We start from the raw sequence: 21038 nt of genomic DNA on the forward strand, positions 1-21038 counted from the left end.
TGCCCGGCTCCCCGACCGGCCTCCTGCACTGGACCAGCGCGGCGGGCATGAACACGACCGTGGCATGAAACCGGGCCCTCAAGGTTCCCGGGCCCCTCAGCAGATAATCAGATAATCAGCAGCTAAGCGGATAGCTAGCTGCTTAAGCAGATATTGAGCAGGTAAGGAGACGGGGCCCGTGAGACCGGATCTGGGGGCAGGCGCCCCGGTGGCCAGAGCCCTAGACTGGCGCGCCCACCACCGCATGGTTCCCCGCAACGGGGGACGACGCGGCCTCGCCCTGGTCGACGTCTTACTCAGCGTCCCCCTGACGCTCCTGGCCTTAAGCGAATGGACCTTTATCGAGGACTACGGCCCCTATCCGATCTATGTGGCCAACCTGCTCCTGTGCCTGGGGCTGGCATTGGTCCAACCCCTACGACTGCTCCGCCTGCGGGCGGTCTTCACCGCCACCTACACCCTGCTGGTCCTCTACGCCGCCCTCCTGCTGGTCTCGCCGGTCAGCCTCGGCCTCAACCCCATTATTGTGACGGCCCTGACCGGCCTGCACGCCGTGGTCCGCTGGGAGCCCGACCGGCGCTGGGGCACCGCGGCCCTGCTCCTGGCCCTGGCCGGGGCGGTGGCCAATCCGGTCACATTGACCAGCTACCAGTACCTGAGCGATGGTCGCGCCAGCAGCGCCTCCATTGTGCTCTTCTCCCTGGGATGCATGATCACCGTCATCCTCACCTACCTGCGCGCCTCCTCGCGCAGGCGCATCGCCGAAGACCGCGACCGCGACCTGGCCCAGGCGGCCTCTCAGGCGGTGGACGCGGAGCGGCTGCGCCTGGCCCGTGAGCTCCACGACCTGGTCGGTCACACCCTGACCGCCGTCAAGGTGCAGGCGGCGACGGGTCTGGCGCTGGGCGGCCCCGAGGATCTGCGCTCGGCCCTGACCACCATCCGTGATACGTCGGACGCCTCGCTGGCCGCCGTACGTGAGCTCGTCGGCCTGCTGCGGACCGGTACCGGGGAGGCGGCGCCACTGGCCGACCTGAGCCTCCTGCCCCGCCTGCTGGAGACCGCCCGCAGTGGGGGCCTCACCCTGGACGCCAAAGTGCCCGGGGCCGAGGAGCTCGCCACCTGGAACCAGACCTGGTCGGTGATTCAGCGGCTCACCCTCATGCGGCTGGTCTCCGAGGCGCTGACCAACGTGCTGCGCCACTCCGGGGGCACAGCCATCTTGGAACTCACGGCCCCGGAGGGCCGCTGCCACCTGCGTGTCGTCAACTCGGTGCCGGGCGACAGCGTCACGCGGGGCGAACCTGGCGGGGACGCCGAAAACACCGAAAATACTGGCGGCATCGGCCAGGACGGGAACGGTTATGGCCTCCTCGGCCTGGCCGAACGCCTGCGCTTGGCGGGAGGCACCCTCACCCATGGGGCCACCACCCTGGGCGCAGGCCCCGGATTCGTTCTGGAAGCCGAATTCCCCGTCTCCCGCCCCATGCCCGCCGGCTGAAAGGAGCCCTGAGGTGACGTCCATTGACGTGGCCATTGTCGACGACCAACCGCTGCTGGTGGGGGCCTTCACGGCGCTGATCACCGCCCAGCCGGACATGGAGGTGGTGCTCAGCGCCACCAATGGGCTCCAGGCCGTCGAGGCGCTGCGCGCAGCGGCCCGCAAGCGCCATGGGGCTGACGTGGTTCTCATGGACCTGCGCATGCCCGTACTTGACGGCGTCAGTGCCATCCGCGCCCTGCGGGATGAGGCGCTGACCGCTTCAGTGCGTATCCTGGTGCTGACCACATTCGATGACGAGGACTTGGTGCTGGCCTCACTGCGGGCGGGCGCGGACGGGTTCGTCCTCAAGGACACGGAGCCGGCCGCATTGCTGGCCGCCGTGCGCGCCCTGGCCCAGGGCCGTTCCTGGCTGGATCCGGCCATTACCGCCACGGTCCTGCGCCACCTTGACGGCAGTCCTCAGGAGGTGGGCCCGCCGGCCCCTGGCGGGGCGGGGGCACCGCCGTCCGTGTCGCCTTCTGCATCTTCCGCGCCCATGGCCTGGGTCGAGCCCCTGACCGAGCGCGAGCAGGCGGTGCTGGCCCTGGTGTGCCAGGGCTTGTCCAACGCGCAGGTCGCCGAGCGCCTGCTTGTGGCCGAGTCCACCGTCAAGTCGCATGTCAAGGCGGTGCTGGGCAAGACCGGCTGCCGCAATCGCGTCGAGCTGGTGGTTCACGCCTTCACCACCGGTCTCCTCCCCAGGGAGGGGATGGGCGGGGCGCAGTCGTCGTGAACCGTATCCCTGGTGGGGATCCGCGGCCGGGGCTCTGGGCGGAGTCTTGGGGGCATGAGTACTGTCGCATCCGCCTCACCCGGCCTGCGCCTGGCGGGGATCTCCAAGTCCTTCGCCGGCCAGCGCGTCCTGGACGGCCTTGACCTCACCGCCCGCCCCGGCCGTGTCTACGGCCTTTTGGGGCTCAATGGCGCGGGCAAGTCCACCGCGTTCAATATTGCCCTGGGACTGTTGCGCCCGGACGCTGGAAGCGTGGAGGTCCTTGGCGCCCCCTTCCGCCGGGAGTGCCTGGCTCAGGTGGGGGCCCTGGTCAATGGCCCCGCCTTCTTCCCCCAGCTCTCGGCTCGGCGCAACCTGCTGGTCCACTGCCGCCTGACGGGCACCGCCACTGAGGTCATTGACCCGCTGCTGGAGGTGGTGGACCTGGCCCAGGCGGGTCGCAAGCGCGCCGGCCGCTTCTCCACCGGCATGAAGGTGCGTTTGGCGTTGGCCATGGCGCTGCTGACCGACCCGGCTGTGCTCATTCTCGACGAGCCCCAGAACGGTCTGGACCCGGCCGGCATGATTGAGTTGCGGGACCTGGTGCGCGTCTTGGCCGATGAGGGGCGCACGGTGGTGGTCTCCAGCCACCAGCTCGGGGAGATGGCCCGTATTAGCGACGACATCGGGGTCCTGGCCGCCGGGCGCCTGGTCTACCAGGGGCCGTTGGAGCGCCTTGCCGGGATCGATGACCCTCGGGCGCTTGAGGCGGCCTTCCTGGAGGCTGTCGAGGCGGGGGCACGGTCATGACCGCGCCCCAGGCCGTACCACAGGCCGTCGTCATGACAGACGCACCCGCGGTGCTCCGCCGCGCCTCCCGCCGTGGGGCGCGGGGCCCCGGCCACCGGGTGGGGCCGTGGGACCTGTTTTGCGCCGAACTCCTGCGCTCGCAGCGGACCTTCACCTGGGGGGTCGTTGCTGTCACAGCGGTCTTCACCCTTCAGACCATTCGCTTGTCCCACGCCTCGATCGGCCAGGGAGCGGTCCTGGAGGTGGCCTGGAATGGCAATGCCCTGGCCTGGATGCACTTGTATCCTGCGGGCTTCGCGGTGTCGCTGGGGCTGCTGGTGGGGGTCATGGCGCAGTGGCGCGAGGAGCGGTGGCGCCAGGGTGGGGCTGCCTGGCGGGCGGTTGCGCCCCGGCGGGTTCTGGTCGCCCGCCTGGCCGTCATGTGGGTGTCGGCCCTGGCCTGTCAGGTGGCGCTCATTGCTCCGGTGGTTCTGGACGCGCTGCTAGCGGGCAACGGGTGGGGGCCGTGGCGCAACTATCTGCTGTTCGGGCTGTTCATGTGGATGGTGGTCGCCGGGGCCAGCGCCTGGGGCGTGGTGGCTTACCGGGTGGCGGGGGTCGCCGCCGTGGGGGCGGCCCCGATTATGGGGCTGGTGTGGTCCCTTGCCGGCGCTACGCAAGCTGAGAGGGACGACTGGTGGATGTGGCCATGGGCCTGGTGCGCCCGTCCCCCGCTGTCCCTCTTGGGGGTCCATGGCAATAGCGTCCTGTTGGAGGCCGGCTCACCGGTGTGGGACTACCCGCTGCTGCCCGGATTCCTGCTGACAGCCGCCCTGGGCGCGGCGGGCGCTGCCATCGCACTCCTGGCGGGGTCCGGCCCTGGGGGGCGGTCCCGCCCACGGGACCTGATCACTGGCGGCCCGGTCGCCGTGGGGCGGGCCGGGTCGGGCGGGCAGTCCGATCGGGCCGGCCGGGGACCGGAGGCCCTGGTCCAGGCGCCGCGGGATGCGCGCGCCCGGAGGGCCGGTGGCCTTGACGCCCGTGCGAAGGTGGGAGCCGCGGTGGCCAACGGTTCCGGGCTGCGCTCGGCTGTGGCGGGACTGGCCGGGGTCTTGCCGTGGACGCTGTGGTCGGCGCTAGGCGCGGTCTTCCTGGGCGTGGTGCTGGTGGTTCGTGCCGTGTACTCCCCCGATGCGGCCCTGGGGCTGTTGGAGCTGGCGGGCCTGCCCCTGTCCGCCGCGGTCATGGGGATCACCACCTGGGGTTCGGTGGCGCCGGCGTGGCGGAGTCTGCTTCTGCGCTGCGGCCCCGCCAGGCTTCTGGCCTCCCTGATCCTGCTGCAGGGCGTCTTCCTCGTGCCGGTGCTGACCGGGATCTGGCTAGTGGCCCGCTGGGGTGAACCGCTAGTGAGGACCGATCCCGGGCTGGGCGCGATCATGGGGAGCGTGTACGCCCTGGCGGTCATGCCTGCGGTGGCCCTCATGGTGGTCTCGGTGAGCATGAGCGTGGCCATGTGCGCCCGGCCGGTGAGCGCAATCGCGGTCAATGGGGTGCTGCTGCTCAGTGGTCTGATAATCGGCGGCAATGATGTCCTGGCCCGCACCTCCATGTGGCTGAGCGGCCCCTGGGGCTGGATGCGGGTGGCTCACTCCTTCCCGCAGTACTGGTTGAGTATTACCGTGCTCGGCGTTCTGGCCGCTGTTGCGTCCTTGGCCATAGCCTGGTGGCGTGCCAGTGCGGTGGCCGTGCGCGAGTAGGCCACCGCAGGGCCGGGCGGGCGCGAGGATGCGGGCCTCTCCCGGGCTCTCCGCTAGCCTTAGCCCATGAAGACCTTTGAGGACCTGTTCGCTGAGCTGGAGCACAAGGCCGCCACCCGCCCCCAGGGGTCGGGGACGGTCGCCGAGCTCGACCGCGGAGTCCACTTCATTGGCAAGAAGCTCGTTGAGGAGGCGGCTGAGGCCTGGATGGCGTGCGAGCACGAGTCCGATGAGGCGGCCTGCGAGGAGCTCAGTCAACTGCTCTACCACGTGCAGGTCATGATGGTCGCCAAGGGCTACTCCCTCAAGGACGTCTACACGCACCTGTGAGGGCGGGGCCCGCCACGGCGCTGCGCCCTGCAGGGCCCCGCCGTGGCGGGGAGTCCCGTCAGCCCCTCACCGGTGGCTCCCCCGCCGCCGGCCCACCCCTCTACAGTCAGGAAAGTCGTGCTGCGCATAGCCGTGCCCAATAAGGGCTCTTTGTCCGAGCCCGCCATCACCTTGCTGAAGGAGGCGGGCTATCGTACCCGCCGCACCGGCCGTGAACTGGTCCTGGTCGATGAGGCCAACGACGTCGAGCTGTTCTTCTTGCGGCCCCGCGACATTGCCGTCTACGTGGGTCAGGGCACGGTTCATGCCGGCATTACCGGCCGCGACCTGCTCCTGGACTCCGGGGTGGAGGCCGTGGAGCATCTGGCCCTGGGCTTCGCCCGCTCCACCTTCCGCTTCGCCGCCCCCGCCGGGACCATGTCGAGCCTGGAGGACGTGGCCGGCAAGCGCGTGGCCACGTCCTATGACGTGCTGGTGCGCAACTACCTCAGTGAGCATGGGGTGGAGGCCACCACCGTCCACCTCGACGGTGCGGTGGAATCCTCCGTCCAGCTCGGTGTGGCCGACCTCATTGCCGACGTGGTGGAGACGGGCACCACGCTGCGCGCCGCCGGCCTGGAGGTCTTCGCCGAGCCCATCCTGGCCAGTGAGGCGGTCCTCATCACGACCGGGCGGTATGTGGAGGAGGCGGGCCTGGCCACGCTGGTGCGCCGCCTGGAGGGGGTGCTGCGGGCGCGCTCCTACGTGCTGGTGGACTACGACGTGCCCATGAGCAAGCTGCACCTGGCGGCGCGGGTGACTCCCGGCATTGAGTCCCCCACTGTCTCACCGCTGCAGAACCCGGACTGGGTGGCGGTGCGCGCCATGGTCCCCCGCAAGGACACGAACCGGATTATGGATGAGCTCTACCAGGTTGGTGCTCGAGCGATCCTGGTCTCCTCGCTGCTGGCCTGCCGCCTATGAGACGGTCAGCAGCGGGTCGCAGATGTCGTCGGAGGTAATGGCGACCTCCCCCAGCAGGTTGTGCCCGGAGAGGAAGTCGATCATGTCCCCGACGTGCTCCTGAACCAGGGCGCCAATCACGGTCTTCTCGCTGGGGCGGATGAGTTCGCCGGTGGACACCGCCACCTCCTTGGCCTTGGCGGCCTCGGTGGCATCGGCCAGGTCGGGCAGGTACGCCTTGGTGGCCTCGACGGCGGCGTCGGGCTCGTTCACGAAGGCGGTCATGCCCGCGGCGGAGGCCGTGACCAGGTCGATGAGCTCGGTGCGGTGCTGGTCCAGGACGGCGCGGCTGGTGATGATGGACACTCCCAGCAGTGGGATCTGCTCAGCAATGGGGATGAGGCGCACTGGTGTGCCCGCCAGGCCGATCTGGACGGCATCGTTGTTGGAGAAGCCCACGATCGCCTCCACCTTGCCGCCGATAAGGGCGGCCTGCTGGGTGAAGCCGATCTCCTGGATGTCCAGGTCGTCCTCTGCCAGCCCCGCGGTGTCCATGGCCAGTTCGAGGGCGAACCAGTTCTCCCCGTAGCGCCCCGGCAGGCCCACGCTGCGGCCCCGCAGGCCCGCCAGATCGGTGATCGGGGAGGATTCGGGGACGATGACGCACACCGGGTACTTCTGGTAGCAGCCGCCAATGACCACCAGGTCCGAGCCGTTGGAGGCGGCCACCGCGGCCTCGTCGCCGCCGGCGATCACCACCTGCTCCGTGCCGGCGGCCAGGGCGTCGAAGAGCCCCTCCTGGGCGCCGTGGTGGCGCAGCTTCACGTCCGGGGCGTACTGGCCGCGCGAGGCGGCCAGGTAGAAGGGGCCGAATTGGATATTGGGGGTGTAAGTCAGGCCAATGGTCAGGCCACCGGCTGCTGAGCCGGCTTGGGAGGCGGTGCCCGACGAGCAGGCGGACAGATTCCCCAGAATGCCGGCGACGCCGGCGGCCAGGCCCGCGCCGAGCAGGCGGCGCCGGGAGAGGCTGACCGTGGTGGGCAGGGGGCGGCCGGCGGAAAAGGGGGGCATGGCGGTTCCTTCGGGTTGGGGGCTCATGGAGGGTGGATCGAAGGTCAGGTGGCACGGCGCCCGCGCAGGGCGTTGACGACGCGGCTGCGCCGCTCCAGCTCGTGGAGGCACCAGTGGATGGTGGTGGCCAGGGTGCACATGAGGATGAGGGTGGCGAACAGCCCGGTGGTGTCCACCGAGTCGCGCTGGGAGGACAGCACCATGCCCAGGCCCTCACCCCCCATGGTCATCTCCCCCACCACGGCGCCAGTGATGGACAGGGTGAAGCCGGTGCGCAGGCCTGAGAGGATCGCAGGCAGGGTCATGGGCAGCTCAATGTGGACCACCATGGTCAGGCCGTGCGCGCCGTCGAGCCTGGCGGCGTCTACGACGTCCGCATCCAGGCCGCGCAGTCCCAGGAGGACGGTGACGGTGATGGGGAAGAACACCATGAAGGCGCACAGGAGTACCACGGGAATAGTGCCGTATCCGACCCACAGGACCAGCAGGGGCGCCACGGCAATGGCGGGGACTGCTTGGCTGGCGGCGACGTAGGGCAGCACGGCGCGGGAGAAACGGCGGCAGTGGTGCAGGCCCCAGGCCAGGGGCAGAGCGAAAACGGCCGCGACCAGGCACCCCAGGAGGGCTTCGCGCAGGGTCACCCAGGTGTAGGTGAGCAGGCTGGTGCGGGTAATACCCAGCCACAGGCGTCCCAGGACGGCTACAGGATCGGGCAGGAAGACAGCGGGGACGGCGCCGCTGCGGGTCACGGCCGCCCAGGCGCCCAGAACCAGCAGGCCGGTGACCAGCGCCGGGCCGGGTGCATTAATGCGGCTGCGCCATGTGGTGGCCGGCGGTGCTGCCGTACTCACGCGTGCGGGTCCTCTCGGGTCGCTCCGGGGACCGGTTCCCCGGGGTCCTCCGGGGTGAGGGCGCGACAACCCGCGGGCACCGCCGGCGTCGTCCCCCTGGGATGCGCCGCCCACGGCGGGTCCCTGGGGCCGGCAGCGCCGGCGCCCCGTGCTTCCTCCCATCCGGACTTTCACCGTCGGTGCCGGAGTTCCACCGGCTCAACCGGGGGCGCCTCCCCGGCGGGGCGGCTTCCCCGGGTCGCGGACTCTCACCGCCGGCTCGGACTTTCACCGACCCCGGAGCACGTTGCTGCGCACAGGCTACCGGGCCGGGTCAGTGACCACGAGACCCTCGGGCGTGCCTGTCGTCACACCGGGCTCCTGTGGACCCGGGGGGCGGGGTTCAGGGCGGTGCGATCACTTCCTCAGGGCGGCCATCGCGGCATTGAACTCCTCGGTGACCTCTTCGGCCGGGCTGGAGGCCGAGGACACCGTCCAGGTCACGAGCAAGTTGAGTAGGAAACCGGGGATGATCTCGTACAGGTCGAAGATGCCGCCAGGACCGCCCTCGATATTGCCCCACACGAGGACGGTCACCATGCCGATGAGCATGCCGGCCACCGCGCCGGTGGCGGTCAGGCGCCGCCAGTACAGGCTCAACAGGACGGTTGGGCCGAAGGAGGCCCCAAAACCGGCCCAGGCGAAGGCCACCAGTCCAAGAATGGTGTCATTGCGGCTCCACGCCATGGCCGCGGCCACCAGGGAAACCCCCAGCACGGCGGTGCGCGAGGCCAGTACCAGGTGGTTCGAGGAGAGCTCACCGGTGCGGATGGTGCGGTAAAGGTCCTCAATGAGGGCCGAGGAGGTCACCAGCAGCTGGGAGGAGATTGTGGACATAATGGCAGCCAGAATGGCGGCGAGCATAAAACCGGCCACCAGGGGGTGGAAGAGGAGTTGGCCCAGGGTGATGAATACGGCTTCGGGATTGGTCAGGGCGGCGGGGTCCTGCTTGTAGACGGCAACACCGACAATGGCGGTGGCGGCGGCGCCGCACACGGCGAAGAGCATCCAGCCAATACCAATGCGGCGGGCCTGCGTGGCCTCCCCCGGGGTGCGGATGGCCATGAAGCGCACAATGATGTGGGGTTGCCCGAAGTAGCCCAGGCCCCAGGCCACGGCTGAGATGACGCCCATGACCGAGACGCTCGACCCCACCAGGGCCCAGTAGTTGGGGTCCACGGCGCCCACGGCTGTGACCACCTCACCGGGGCCGCCGAGGCGAATGACGCCGACGACCGGCACCGCAATGAGCGCCACCACCATCATGATGCCCTGGACGAGGTCGGTGTAGGACACCGCCAGGAAACCGCCGACCAGGGTGTAGAGGATCGTAATGGCGGCGACAATGGTCATGCCCAGCCGGTAGTCCATGCCGAAAGAGGATTCGAAGAAGGTGCCGCCGGCCACCATTCCCGAGGAGACGTAGAAGGTGAAGAAGACCAGGATGACCACGCCCGCGACCCGGCGCATGAGGTGGCGCGGATCGTGAAGGCGGTTGTCCAGGAAGCTGGGGATGGTGATGGCGTTGCCGGCCACCTCGGTGTAGGTGCGCAGTCGCGGGGCCACGGCCCTCCAGTTCACCCAGGCGCCAATGGTCAGCCCAATGGCAATCCAGGACTCGGCCATTCCTGAGGCGTACAGGGCGCCGGGCAGGCCCATGAGCAACCAGCCGGACATGTCGGAGGCCCCGGCGGACAGGGCGGCGACGAAGGGATTGAGGTCGCGGCCGGCGAGCATGTAGTCGTCAATGTCATTGGTGCGCATGTAGGCCCACAGGCCGATCAAGATCATGGCGACGAAGTAAATGATCATCGCAATGGCCTCGAAGGTGGTGTCTGTCATTGGCGCCTCTTCTCATGAGCATTGTCAGATAAGGACCAAATCCCAGGGTCATTCCAGGGACATTCGAGGGACACTGTAGCCGTGCGGCCGCTCACTGTGTTTCATGCCCGCATGACGGGCGGCGGAGCAGCACGATGGCGGCCGCCCAGTCCTCGTCGTGGGTGAGGGATGCGGGCCAGCACTCTGAGGCCGCACTGCCCGGACCCAGGGAGGCGGTCACGGCGTCGGCCACTCGGCCGCTGAGGCTGAGCCAGGGGCGCCCCCAGCGGTCGGAGCGGACCTCGATCTGACGCCAGTCCAGGTCCTCGGGCGCGATGACGGGCCCTGCGGGCGTCCCGCACTCCCGCGCCCGCAGGGCCAGGGCCTGGCTCCAGGCCTTGACGAAGGCCTCCTTGGCCGCCCACCGCGCCGCCAGATGCTCGGCCGCCCCCTGCGCGCCGGCTCCCCGCTGCTGCGCCCTGGCGGCGGCATCGCGGCGCTCCCGGGCCGTGAAGGCCCGGTCGGTGAAGACGGTGCCGGGCTGCTTCAACTGCTCGGCCAGGGAGGGGACGTGGACCAGGTCCATGCCCACGGCGAGGCCGCCACCGGGCACTGGCGGTGGCTGCGGCAGGTGCGGGGCCCGGCGTTGGCCCCCGGCGCCCATCCGGCGGTGCTCCTCGTCGGCCGCTGGGGGCTCGGTGGCAGGGGTGTCCATGCCCGCGACCCTAGATGATGGCCCGGATAATGGTCCGGCTCATGGTCCATCACCTCCGGGCACGCCGCGGGCCAATCCCCACCGGTCAGTGCCTGGCGCCCTTCGCCGCCCAGTGGAAGCGGATTCCCGCGACGTTATCAACCTGTATTCTCCCTTGGTGTGACATTCGATCCTCATGCTCAACCCGCCGGCCTGCGTTTGCCGGGGGGAGCCGTCCCCGCTCATCTCGAGCAGACCGTGCGCGACCGGGCCTGGTCGGCGATCCTCATGGGACTGGGCCATCCCGACGAGGTCGCCGACAGCGTCTATGGCGTCGTCTCCGAGGACGAGTTGCCCTATGAGCGGGCGCGTGAGGCCGCGCAGTTCCTCATTGCGGCCAGGAGGCGTCAGCAGGAATCCTTCGGCGAGGTCACGACGAATCTGGACCGGGCTTTCGGCGAGCTCAACTCGAAACGGATTATCGCCCGGCAGAACCTGGGCTGCTGCCTGAACTGCGCCCTCGATGAGGTCCATGCCATTGCGGCGGGCGACCCCTCCTGGGCGGGCTTCGTCTTCTTCCACCAGCAGGATGCTGAGCGTCTCGTGGAATCGGGGGCCTGCGAGCTCGGATTCGGGGTCTTCAGGCCCTACTACCTCACCGATGCGCAGCGCGACGCCATGACCTCCGCTGAGCTCGACGCCTTCCTCGACGAGCGGGCCGCGGAGTTGACGAGCACGCTCATAATCCCGATCCTGCGCAGCCACGGCTTGGGCGTGGAGTGGGACGGAGACCCCGACCGGCGAATCTCCATCTCCGGCGGCCAGTACTACAGCCCGATCTGAGTCTCGCACCCACGGCGGACGCCAGTGGACGAGTCGGGGCCACCGCGCTGGCGCGGTGGCCCCGACTCGTGCGTGAACTGCGAGTGCCTCAGTTCTCGACCGGCCGCTCCCCGGTGTGGTAGACGCCGTCGGCGCCCAGACGCGCCCGGGGGTCGAGCAGCATGGCGGCCTCAACCTCATGCGGGTCGCGCCCGTCCTCGGCCTCACCCAGACGACGGCCCTGCACCTGCTCGAAGAGCGGGGCGCGACCGATCATGCCGGCGCGGCGCTGGCGGGTGCCGGCGGCCAGGCGGGCATTGGCCTGCTCCAACCAGCGGTCGACAGCCCCCTGCCCCTCAGCGCGGCGCAGCGCCGCCTCGAAAGCGCCGGGGTGCACAATCGCAACCAGGCCGGAAACATGCCCGAAGCCCAGGCTGGTGAGCAGTCCCGCGCGGACCGGGCCGGCGCCCGGGACGCGGCCGGAGTCGCCGCCGCGACCCGCCAGGCGGATGGGGGTGCGCGGCCATACCCAGAAGGAGTCCTTGGCCAGCGGGGCGTCGACCACATCCAGGGAGGCGTTGCCCGGGGCCACGCCGGTGGCCAGGATCTCCGTCAGGCCCGCCACCTGGAAGACTGCGGCACCGCCCTTAGCGTGGCCGGTAATAGTCTTCTGGGACACCGCCACCAGCGGGTTGCCCTCAGACCTGCCCAGGGCCCGCGCCAGGCGGGTGTGGAGCTCGGATTCGTTGGGATCGTTGGCGCCCGTGGAGGTGTCGTGCTTGGAGACCACGGCAATGTCGTCGGCCTCCACGCCCAAAGCCCCCAGGGCCCGCGCCAGGCGCGAGTTCCTGCCGCCGCGGCCCGCCCCCAGGGCGCCCAGTCCCGGGGCCGGAATGGAGGTGTGGGCGCCGTCGGCGTAGGAGGACACGAAGCCGAGGACACCGGCCACCGGCAGACCCAGGCGGGCGGCCACGTCACCACGGGCCAGAATCACCGTGCCGCCGCCTTCGGCCTCTACGAAGCCGCCGCGGCGCCGATCGTTGGCGCGCGAGAAGTGCCGCTCAGAAATGCCCTTGGCGCGCATGGCGGCCGCCTCGGCGGTGGCGTTCATATTGCCGAAGCCCACCACCGACTCAATGGAGATGTCGTCAATGGCGCCGGCGATCACCACCTCGGCCTTGCCCAGGGCGATCTTGTCCCAGCCCTCCTCAATGGAGACCGCGGCGGTGGCGCAGGCGCTGACCGGCTGGACCATGGAGCCGTAGCCGCCAATGTAGGACTGCATGACGTGGGCGGCCACCACGTTGGGCAGGGCCTCCTGGAGGATGTCGCTGGGGCGCTCCTCACCCAAGAAGCGGCCGACGAACATTTTGCGCATGGACTCCATGCCGCCGAAGCCGGTGCCCTGGGTGGAGGCCACGTCGGAGGGGTGAACCGCGCGCAGCAGCTCGGCGGGGGTGAAGCCGGCCGCTAGGAAGGCGTCCACGGCGGTGACCAGGTTCCATGAGGCAATGGTGTCCATGCCCTGGGTCATGGCGGCGGGGATGCCCCAGCGCTCCGGATCGAAATCGACCGGGAATTGGCCGCCCACCGTGCGCGAGAGTGCGGCACGGCGCGGCACGCGGGCCAGGGAGCCGGACAGGCGCGTGACCGTCCACTCGCCGGTCTCGGGGTCGGGGACCACCAGGGTGTGCTCGGGGTCGGAGGCCTCAATGGTGCGGGCGGTTGCCTCGTCGGCCACGGACAGGGTGATGTCATGGTCGAGGTAGACGGTGACCTCCTCGTCGGCGATGGTGGCAATAACGCCGTCGTCGACGAATTCACGGATGCCGCAGCGGGCCACGACCTCGTCGCGGTAGCGCTCGAAGACATCCTCCTCGGGGACGAGCTCGCCCTCGGCGTCGTACCAGCCGGCCTTGGGAGAGTCCTGCCAGGTCAGCAGGCCCATGCCCCAGGCCAGCTCCAGCACGCCGGCGGCCGTCAGGTCGACGTCCTCCCCGCCGCCCATGCCCAGCTCGGCCTCGCGGCGCGTGCGCCCCGAACCCCAGGTGGAAACCTCGCCGGTGGAGACAATGACGACCAGATCGGCCGGGTCGACGTCCACCTCGCCCCACTGCGGGGCGGTGGGCTGGGTGGGAACCACCGGGGTGGGCAGGGCCCGCACGGTAGCGGGGGCAGAGGCCGGGGCCTTCTTGGCGGCCGCAGCAGCAGCAGCGGCCGCGGCGTTCTCCCGCAGGGCCACGAGGTCAATGTCCTGATCCAGCCCGCCGGTCAGGTCGGCGTCCACGGGGGCCACAGCAGCCTGGACGCGGACCTCCGGGGTGCACAGGGCCACCAGCTCGGCGGCGATCTCCTGGGTGGACCAGGTGCGCACGCCGGCGGCCTCGACGGCGGCCACGAGCGGGTCGTTGCCGCCCATGAGGCCGGTACCGCGCACCCAGCCGATGCGGGGGTGGGCCAGGGTGACGCGACCGGACCAGGCGCGCTCCGAGCTCCAGCGGTTGACCACGGCGTCCAGGGCGGACTTGACCTCACCGTAGGCGCCGTCCCCGCCGAAGGTGCCGCGGTTGGGTGAGCCGGGAAGCACCACGTGGAGGCGGTGGTCAACATGGGTGTCGGTGCCAATGGCGCTCAGGGCCGCAATGGACCGCTCCACGCTCCACAGCAGCAGCCGGGTCTGGGACTCGGCGGCCGGGCCGGCGTCGGCCAGGGTGCCGACCACGCGCGGGGCGGCGAAGGGGAACAGGAGGGTGGGGACCAGGGCCTCCTTAATGACCGTGGTCTTGCCGCCGGCGGTGAGCGCCTGCTCGCTGCCAATCCATTCGGCCAGGGCGTCCACATCCCGGTAGGAGGACAGGTTCGCCGGCGTCATCCACAGGCGGGCCCCGGCCGAGGCGTGCTGGCGGTACAGGTCCGTGGCGAACGCCAGGCGCTCGTGGGTCAGGCGCGAACTGGTCGCCACCACGGTGGCGCCCCCCGCCAGGAGTTCACCCACCACGGCAGCGGCGATAGAACCGGGGGCCACACCGGTGACCACCGCGACATCCTGGGCCCAGCGCACCGCGGCGTCACCGGGGCTCGGCTGACGGCGGGCGGCCTCGGCCAGGGAGTCGGCCAGGGCGGCCCGCTCGGCCCGGTCCTCCAAGGCGCCCTCGCGCAGGGCGCGGGCCCACCAGGCGGCATGGTCGGCGACGGCCTGGCCCAGGCCCACGAAGGAGGCGGGCGTCAGCACGCGGCGGGCCCGGTCCAGCTCAGTCTGGCCGCTGCCCAGGCGGGCCAGGTCCTCGCGGGCGGTGGCCCAGCGGTCGTCGATGAGGACGGCGCGCTCGGCGGCGAAGGCCGGGGCAACGCTCTTGACCCAGCCGGCGCCCAGCTCAGCATCCAGGGCCGCAATGGCGGCGCGCGTAGCGGCGGCCTCGTCCCCGGCGTCGGCCGGCACGGTGATCCTCTCACTGAGCCCCAGGGCGTCCAGGAGGGTGCGGGCGGTGGTGGCCAGGGCGCCATTGGGGCCGGTCACGCTGGCGGCCAGAGCGTCCAGGGCGGCGGAGTCCACCACGGCGCCCCCGACGCCGCCACCGGCACTGGGCATGGCCACGCTCACACCGTGGTCGGCGGCCACGGCCTTCACGGCGGCGTCAATGAGGGCGTCCACGGCCGCAGCCGAGGTCAAGGGCGCCGAAGAACCCAGGGAGGCCAAATCCTCTCCGCGCATTGAGGCGCCCTCGCGGGTGCCGAGCATGATGGCGGCGGTGACGTGGGAGACCCAGCCCTCGCCCAGGCCCCAGGTGCCGGTGACGCGCTCGGCAATGCGGCTGGCGCGCACGCCCGAGGGGCCCAGGATGCGGGCCAGGCCGGTGCGCACGGCCTCGGAGAGGACCGGCCCGAAGGCCTTGTAGCCCGGTGCGCCCTTGGCGACAGTGGCGGCCAGGGCCGTCATGTCGGCGTCGGCGGCGCCGTCAATGCTGGCGAGCTGAAGCTCGGTGCCCAGGTCCATGAGGAGCTGGTTGCGGCGAGAGGAGACGCCATTGGTCAGGGTCTCGGTGGTGTCGGTGGCCCCCACCTGCTCGGGACGGATGCGCGAGGCGTGCGCCAGAAGCACAGTCAGGGCGTCGGTGGCGCCGAAGGGCAGATCGTCCACCGCTCCGGCGGCGACCGACGCGGCCGGGGCCGGGGCGGCTGCGGCCTCGGGGGCCGGCGCGGAGGGCTCGGGGGCCGGGCCGGGCTGCGCGGGCGCGGCCGGGACCTCAACGACGGGCTCCTCCAGCTCGACGGCGGGGTCGGTGTCGGTGGCCAGTACGCGCGCCTCGTCGCGGCGGGCGTTGTGGACGGTGACGTGGCGTCCGGCGTGGCGCGGCAGCAGCAGCGTCTTGGAGGCGAGGTTGGCCAGTGTCGGGGCGGCCGCCAGGCCCACCTCGACAATGTGCTCAATACCCAGCCCGCCCTGGGCCCCGGAGAGCAGGAACACGTCCTGGGTCTCGATCCAGCGCACCGGGGAGGCGAACTGCCAGGCCAGGAGCTCAACCAGGAGCTGGCGAGCCAGCTCGGTGGGCTTGGCGGCCCACTCCTCCCAGTCGGCCAGGATGGTCTTGACCGGTTCGGAGGGGACCACCTGGAGGATGGAGCGGGCGAACTCGGGGGTGAGCTCGAAGGGCCGCGCCACGAGGTTGGGCACGTAGCGGTCGACCAGGCGGCCGTAGTCCAGATCGGTGGGGACCAGGGCCAGGAGGCGCTCGCGGAACTCGGGCACGCCGGGGCGCAGAACCTCGGAGTGGAAGGGCACGTCAATGCCGGGCACGAACATGAAGGGGTTTTTGCCGCCGCGGGCCTTGGCCTTGGCCCGGCTGTCCGCGGCCAGGGCGTCCAGGCCGGCCACGGTCCCGGCCACGGCGTACTGCACGCCGGCCAGGTTGTGGTTGACGATCTGGAGGAACTCGCCGGTGCTCTCGCTAATGGAGGCGACATAGGCCTCCACCTGTTCGGCGCTAATGCCGCACTGGTTGGGACGCAGGGCGCCCATGCGGTAGTTGGAGGCACCGGAGTGGTCGCGCGGCACCAGGGAGTGCATGGTCGAGCCGCGCTGGAAGACGATGGAGATTGTCGTCTCCACCGGCATGACCCGCCCGTAAGCGCTCAGAGCCGTGTACTCCCCCAGGGAGTGGCCGGCGAAGGCCGCGTCCTCCACCAGGGCCCCGGCCTCGGCCAGGCGGGCGGTGGTGGCCATGGCGACAGTGGCCAGGGCCACCTGGGTGAACTGGGTGAGGTTGAGCAGGCCCTCGGGGTGGCGGTAGGTCACGCCGCGCGCCGTCATCTCCGTGGGGTTGTCACGCACCAGGGCGATGACGGAGAAGCCGAGCTCGGCGCGGGTGTGGGCGTCAGCGCGCTCCCACACCTCGCGGGCGGCCCTGGATGAGCGCATCTCGTCCAGGCCCATGCCCGGGGACTGGATGCCCTGCCCGGGGTAGACGTAGGCGGTGGGTTGAGGCACGGTGACGGCGGTGCCCCGGGAGACCACCTCCCCGTCAATACGGCAGACGACCTCCAAGACGTAGCCGCCGCCGCGCACCAGGCCAGTGCGCTCCACGGAGACCTCGACGTCGTCGCCCAACTCCACCGGGCCGGTCATGACGTAGGTCCAGCCGGCCAGCACGTGGTGGGAGCCGTCGGCCGCGGTGGAGGCGGCAACCTGCTGGGCGGTGGCCGACAGCCACATGCCGTGCACCAGTGGAGCCTCCATGCCGGCGACCTTCGCGGCGTGGTAGCTGGTGTGGATGGGGTTGAAGTCGCCGGTGACGCGGGCGAAAGCGGTCATGTCCGTCGGGGCGGTCACGGTCACTCGGCGCAGCAGGCGGCGGGCGGCCGGGGCGGTGCGGCGGCCGGTGCCCCCGGCCAGTTCGGGCGCGGAGGGGACGGCGGTGCCCGCGGCGCGGCCGCGGATGGCGAAGCGCTCGCGCATGAGGGCCACGAGCGCGCCGTCGGCCGCGTCGGTCAACTCCAGGCGCACGTCCACGACGCGACCGGCACTGGACTCCTCCAGGGCGGCGACCCAGCCATCGACCTGGATGCGCGGGGCGGCCCCGGCAGTGGCGCCCCGGCGGGCCCAGGCCTCCAGCTCCGCCAAAGAGCGGTGCAGGTCAATGGTGTGATCCAGGTGGACGGCTCCGAGCAGGCCCTCAATCAGGGGCATGCCCTCCTCGACGACGCTTCCCAGGGCCGCATAGACCACCGGCCAGCACGGGCCCAGTAGGGCGTCGGGCACCAGTGGGGCGGCGGACAGGCTGGTGGGCAGGGCGTTGGCGGTCACCGAGCCGTGGTCGTGGCCCAGGGTGTCGGCCAAAGTGAACTGGGCGTGGACGGTGCCGAAGGGCTGGGTGGCCGGGCGGCCCAGGGCGTCGGTGGCGCCCTCGGCGGCCGGGCGCACCTGCGGCAGCTGCTCGACCAGGTCGCCGACAATGCTCACGGCCCCCACGCCGGCCGTGGTGCGCAGCAGGTCGTTCATGGTCTCGCTAATGCGCTCGGGGTCCACCAGCGGGGCGGCGCCATCCCAGGCGCGGGCCAGGCGCAACGGCACCACCAGGCGGCGCACCGCGTGGATGGCCTCACCGCCGGGGGTGGCGTCCCAGTGGGTGTCGAGGTGAATGTCCAGGTCGTAGGCGTCCTCGGCGATGTCGGGGCGGGCCTTGACCGTGTAGGCGCCCTCGTCCAGGACGGTGGCGGGGTTAATGCTCAGGTGGCCGTTCCACAGCACGTGGGGGGCGGTGCGCACCAGTTCGGTGGCGTCGGCCACCGGGGCGCTGCCGGCGCCCCACGAGGTGCCCAGGCGGCCGGCGGCAGCCCGCTCAGGGGCCTCGGCGGCCTGCAGGGCCTCAACGGCGGCGGTCTCGAAGCGCCCCAACAGCTCGCCAATGGGCTCGTTAATGGTGGTAATACCGGCCACGGCCACCGGTCCGGGGATAATGCGGACCTGGTCGGCAGTGTAGCGCGGGTCCTGGGACTGCCACAGGGAGTCGGTGCCCCACCAGCGCAGGATGTCGGCGTCGACCACCGGGACGAAGGGGACCGGCTTGGGGTGCTTGGAGCACAGGTCCACGAACCAGGCGGCGTCCGCCGGCTCCACCAGGGTGGTGGCGGCCGCGGGGTAGCGCCCGGCCAGAGCGGCCAAGGCGGCGTCGGAGTCCACCACGGCGCTCTCGTCGGCGAAAAGAGTCTCGACTTCGCCGCGGTCGGCGCTGGACAGGCGGGCCTCAGTGCGGTGCAGCAGGTCGAGGAAGCGGTCGTACCAGCCCTCATCCGCCCAGTCCTCGACGGTGGCGGCGCGCCCCTCGTGCGGGGCCACGCACAGTTCGGCGTAGCGGGCGGCCCACTGCAGGTAGGTCATGGACTCGACATCGCCGAAGTAGGGCTTGGCGGTCTTGGCCAGGGCCTCAATCATCTCCTCGCGGCGCGCGGCCATGGCGGCCTCGTCACCGGCGAGCTCCTGAATGAGGCGCGAGGCCTTGGCCGAGGAGTTGTCGATCTCGTACAGGTCGGCGCGCAGATGGGACAGCCCGGAGGTCATGCCGCCCGCGGAGGCGCCCGAGGCGACCCAGCCTCCCCGGTCGGTGGGGTCGACCCCGGGGGTATCGACCAGCAGCTGCTTGACATCGTCGTTCGTCAGGGCCTCCCGGCAGGTCATGGCGGCGGTGCCGACCATGACGCCGTCCACCGGGGCGGCGGCGGTGCCGTAGGCCAGGGCCCAACGGCCGGTCAGGTAGTCGGCGGCCCGCTCGGGGGTGCCAATGCCGCCGCCGACGCAGACAATGACGTTGTCGTGGGTACGAATGGAGTCGTAGGTGGCCAGGAGCATGGTGTCCAGGTCCTCCCACGAGTGGTGGCCCCCGGCGTGACCGTCCTCGATCTGCATAATGATCGGGGTGGCGGGTACGGACCTGGCGATGGCCAGCACCTGGCGAATCTGGTCGACGGTGCCGGGCTTGAGGGCGATGTAGGGGAAGCCCTCGGCGTTGAAGCGGGTAATGAGGGCCTTGGCCTCATCCAGTTCGGGGATGCCGGCCGAGATGGTGATGCCGTCAATGGGGGCGCCCCCGCCACGGGCCTTGGACAGCAGGCGCTGGGTGCCCAGGTGGAGATTCCACAGGTAGCGGTCCATGAACATGGCGTTGAAGGCGGCGGTGCGGCCCGGCTCCAGGGCCTGGGACAGCCCGTCGAGGTTGTCGGCGAGCACCCCGGCGGTGACCTGGCCGCCCCCGGCGAGCTCCGCCCAATAGCCGGCATTGGCGGCGGCCGCCACAATGCCCGGGTCCACGGTGGTGGGGGTCATGCCGGCCAGGAGGACGGCGGAGCGGCCAGTCAGGCGGGTAAAAGCGGTCTCAACCGTCAGGCGCCCGTCGGGCAGACGGGTCAGGCGCGGGGCGAAGCGGGAGCGGTCCACGGTGGGGGTCGGGGCGGCGCCCTCACGATCCAGGGCGTCAATGGTGGCGGCGGTGCCGGCGGGGATGACGGTGGCGCCGGTGCCGGCCAGGACCGCCTCGGTCAGGCGGGTCAGCACGGTGCCGGGGCCCAGGTCCAGGACGGTGCGCACCGGGGTGGAGTCGTGGTAGAGCGCGGTGTGGACAATGCCCGGCCAGTCGACGGGATCAATGAGGACCGAGACGGCCAGGTCGCGGGCCAGGGCCTCATCCAGGCCGCAGGCGGCGGCCCAGGACACCACGTCGGTGACGGCGCTGGCCAGCAGCGGGGTGTGGAAGGGCACGGAGGTGGCAATGAACTCGGTGACTGGGGCCAGGACGGCGCCACCGCGGCGGCGCTCCTTGCGGTCCTTGGCGCTGCGGGCGGCGGCCGCCTCCAGGGCGGTGACCACGGTCTCCAGGTCGGCGGGGCGACCGGAAAGGGTGTGGGACTGGCGGCCGTTGGTGACACCGATGTTAATGCGCTCGGCGGCGGGCACACGGGCCAGGACGGCGTCGAGCACGGGGCGGGTCACGCCGCGCACCGAAAGCATGGGGGTGGCCTCCCCCACTGTGCCCAAGTCGAGCCGGCGGGTGGCGCGGGCGGCGGCGGCGCCCATGAGGCGGGCCAGGGCGTGGATCTGGATGACGGCCTCGTCGGTGGGCCGGCCGCCGGCCGCGCTCAGCGCGTCGAGGAGGGCCACGCCCAGCACTCCTTGGGAATGGCCGATGACGCCGGCCGGGCGGTTGGTCAGCACATCCACGCCGGCGGCCGGAAGGCTGGCTAGGGCGGCGTGCTGGGCCAGGAGGATGCCGGGCACGGAGATGTCGGCGGTGTCGGCCAGGGCCTTGGGGGCGGGGGCCACCGGGGCGGCCTCGTCGTCCAGGAGGCGCGGGCCGCGGGGGGTGATGGTCAGCAGTTCGGTGGCCACGGGCGCCAGGCGATCGGCGACCGCAGCGTCAATGGCCGCGAGTTGGGAGGCCAAGTCACGGTCCAGGCCCACAAGCTCCTCGAGCGTGGAGCGCCACGGGGTGGCCTGGCCCCCGAAAGCTAGAACGTAGGGCTCGCCACTGGCCAGGCGGTCGGCACTGGTGCGGGCGGCGGATGGGGAGCTGGATGTCATCGTGCTGCTTCCGGTGGTGATTGACTGGGTCGTAGCGCCCTTGGGGGCGGCGGTTGAGGTAGTGGGCGGGAGAACGTGGGTCATGTCGGTGGAGGTCTC

12 protein-coding genes and 1 riboswitch are annotated in these 21038 nt (G+C 71.1%); of the genes, 7 read left to right on the forward strand and 5 right to left on the reverse strand.

Features of this window, described 5'->3' with window-relative positions; genetic code table 11:
- Positions 1 to 178 precede the first annotated feature (178 nt).
- The 6 genes from EUC46_RS01120 to hisG all read left to right on the forward strand — a co-directional run bounded on the left by EUC46_RS01120 (position 179) and on the right by hisG (position 6094).
- Entirely contained in the window at positions 179 to 1501 is a 1323-nt protein-coding gene (locus tag EUC46_RS01120; RefSeq protein ID WP_241655313.1) for a sensor histidine kinase, read from the forward strand.
- Between the two features lie 13 nt (positions 1502 to 1514).
- Entirely contained in the window at positions 1515 to 2276 is a 762-nt protein-coding gene (locus tag EUC46_RS01125) for a response regulator (protein ID WP_241655314.1), read from the forward strand.
- A 54-nt stretch (positions 2277 to 2330) separates the two neighbouring features.
- Entirely contained in the window at positions 2331 to 3065 is a 735-nt protein-coding gene (locus EUC46_RS01130; RefSeq protein ID WP_128772337.1) for an ABC transporter ATP-binding protein, read from the forward strand.
- 32 nt (positions 3066 to 3097) lie between these two features.
- Positions 3098 to 4801 (forward strand): ABC-2 family transporter permease, encoded by a 1704-nt coding sequence (locus EUC46_RS01135; RefSeq protein WP_128772338.1) that lies wholly within the window; start codon positions 3098 to 3100, stop codon positions 4799 to 4801.
- 66 nt (positions 4802 to 4867) lie between these two features.
- On the forward strand, positions 4868 to 5131 hold the full coding sequence (locus tag EUC46_RS01140; RefSeq protein ID WP_128772339.1) for a phosphoribosyl-ATP diphosphatase: 264 nt from the start codon (positions 4868 to 4870) through the stop codon (positions 5129 to 5131).
- A 117-nt stretch (positions 5132 to 5248) separates the two neighbouring features.
- The gene (gene hisG, locus EUC46_RS01145; RefSeq protein ID WP_128772340.1) at positions 5249 to 6094 is read left to right on the forward strand and encodes an ATP phosphoribosyltransferase; all 846 of its coding nucleotides are present in this window, start codon (positions 5249 to 5251) and stop codon (positions 6092 to 6094) included.
- Here hisG and EUC46_RS01150 read toward each other — a convergent pair.
- The 4 genes from EUC46_RS01150 to acpS form a co-directional block, all read right to left on the reverse strand.
- Positions 6089 to 7144, reverse strand: a complete 1056-nt coding sequence (locus tag EUC46_RS01150) for an ABC transporter substrate-binding protein (RefSeq protein WP_128772341.1) — start codon at positions 7142 to 7144, stop codon at positions 6089 to 6091. The two genes, hisG and EUC46_RS01150, sit on opposite strands and share 6 nt — an antisense overlap.
- Before the next feature lie 44 nt (positions 7145 to 7188).
- The gene (locus EUC46_RS01155; protein WP_241655315.1) at positions 7189 to 7995 is read right to left on the reverse strand and encodes an ABC transporter permease; all 807 of its coding nucleotides are present in this window, start codon (positions 7993 to 7995) and stop codon (positions 7189 to 7191) included.
- 145 nt (positions 7996 to 8140) lie between these two features.
- A riboswitch (FMN riboswitch) is annotated at positions 8141 to 8283 on the reverse strand.
- Positions 8284 to 8391: 108 nt separating this feature from the next.
- Complete coding sequence (gene putP, locus EUC46_RS01160) at positions 8392 to 9876, reverse strand: sodium/proline symporter PutP (RefSeq protein ID WP_128772343.1); 1485 nt, start codon at positions 9874 to 9876, stop codon at positions 8392 to 8394.
- A 91-nt stretch (positions 9877 to 9967) separates the two neighbouring features.
- Complete coding sequence (gene acpS / locus EUC46_RS01165) at positions 9968 to 10570, reverse strand: holo-ACP synthase AcpS (protein ID WP_241655316.1); 603 nt, start codon at positions 10568 to 10570, stop codon at positions 9968 to 9970.
- 159 nt (positions 10571 to 10729) lie between these two features.
- On the opposite strand from acpS, the gene EUC46_RS01170 reads away from it, so the two are divergent.
- Positions 10730 to 11392, forward strand: coding sequence for a DUF6891 domain-containing protein (locus EUC46_RS01170; protein WP_128772344.1), 663 nt, complete (start codon positions 10730 to 10732; stop codon positions 11390 to 11392).
- A gap of 88 nt (positions 11393 to 11480) precedes the next feature.
- Here EUC46_RS01170 and EUC46_RS01175 read toward each other — a convergent pair whose 3' ends face one another.
- Positions 11481 to 20939, reverse strand: a complete 9459-nt coding sequence (locus EUC46_RS01175) for a type I polyketide synthase (protein WP_128772428.1) — start codon at positions 20937 to 20939, stop codon at positions 11481 to 11483.
- Positions 20940 to 21038 lie beyond the last annotated feature (99 nt).

The sequence above is a fragment of the Actinomyces oricola genome (assembly GCF_004104015.1).
Taxonomy (GTDB): Bacteria; Actinomycetota; Actinomycetes; order Actinomycetales; family Actinomycetaceae; genus Actinomyces; species Actinomyces oricola.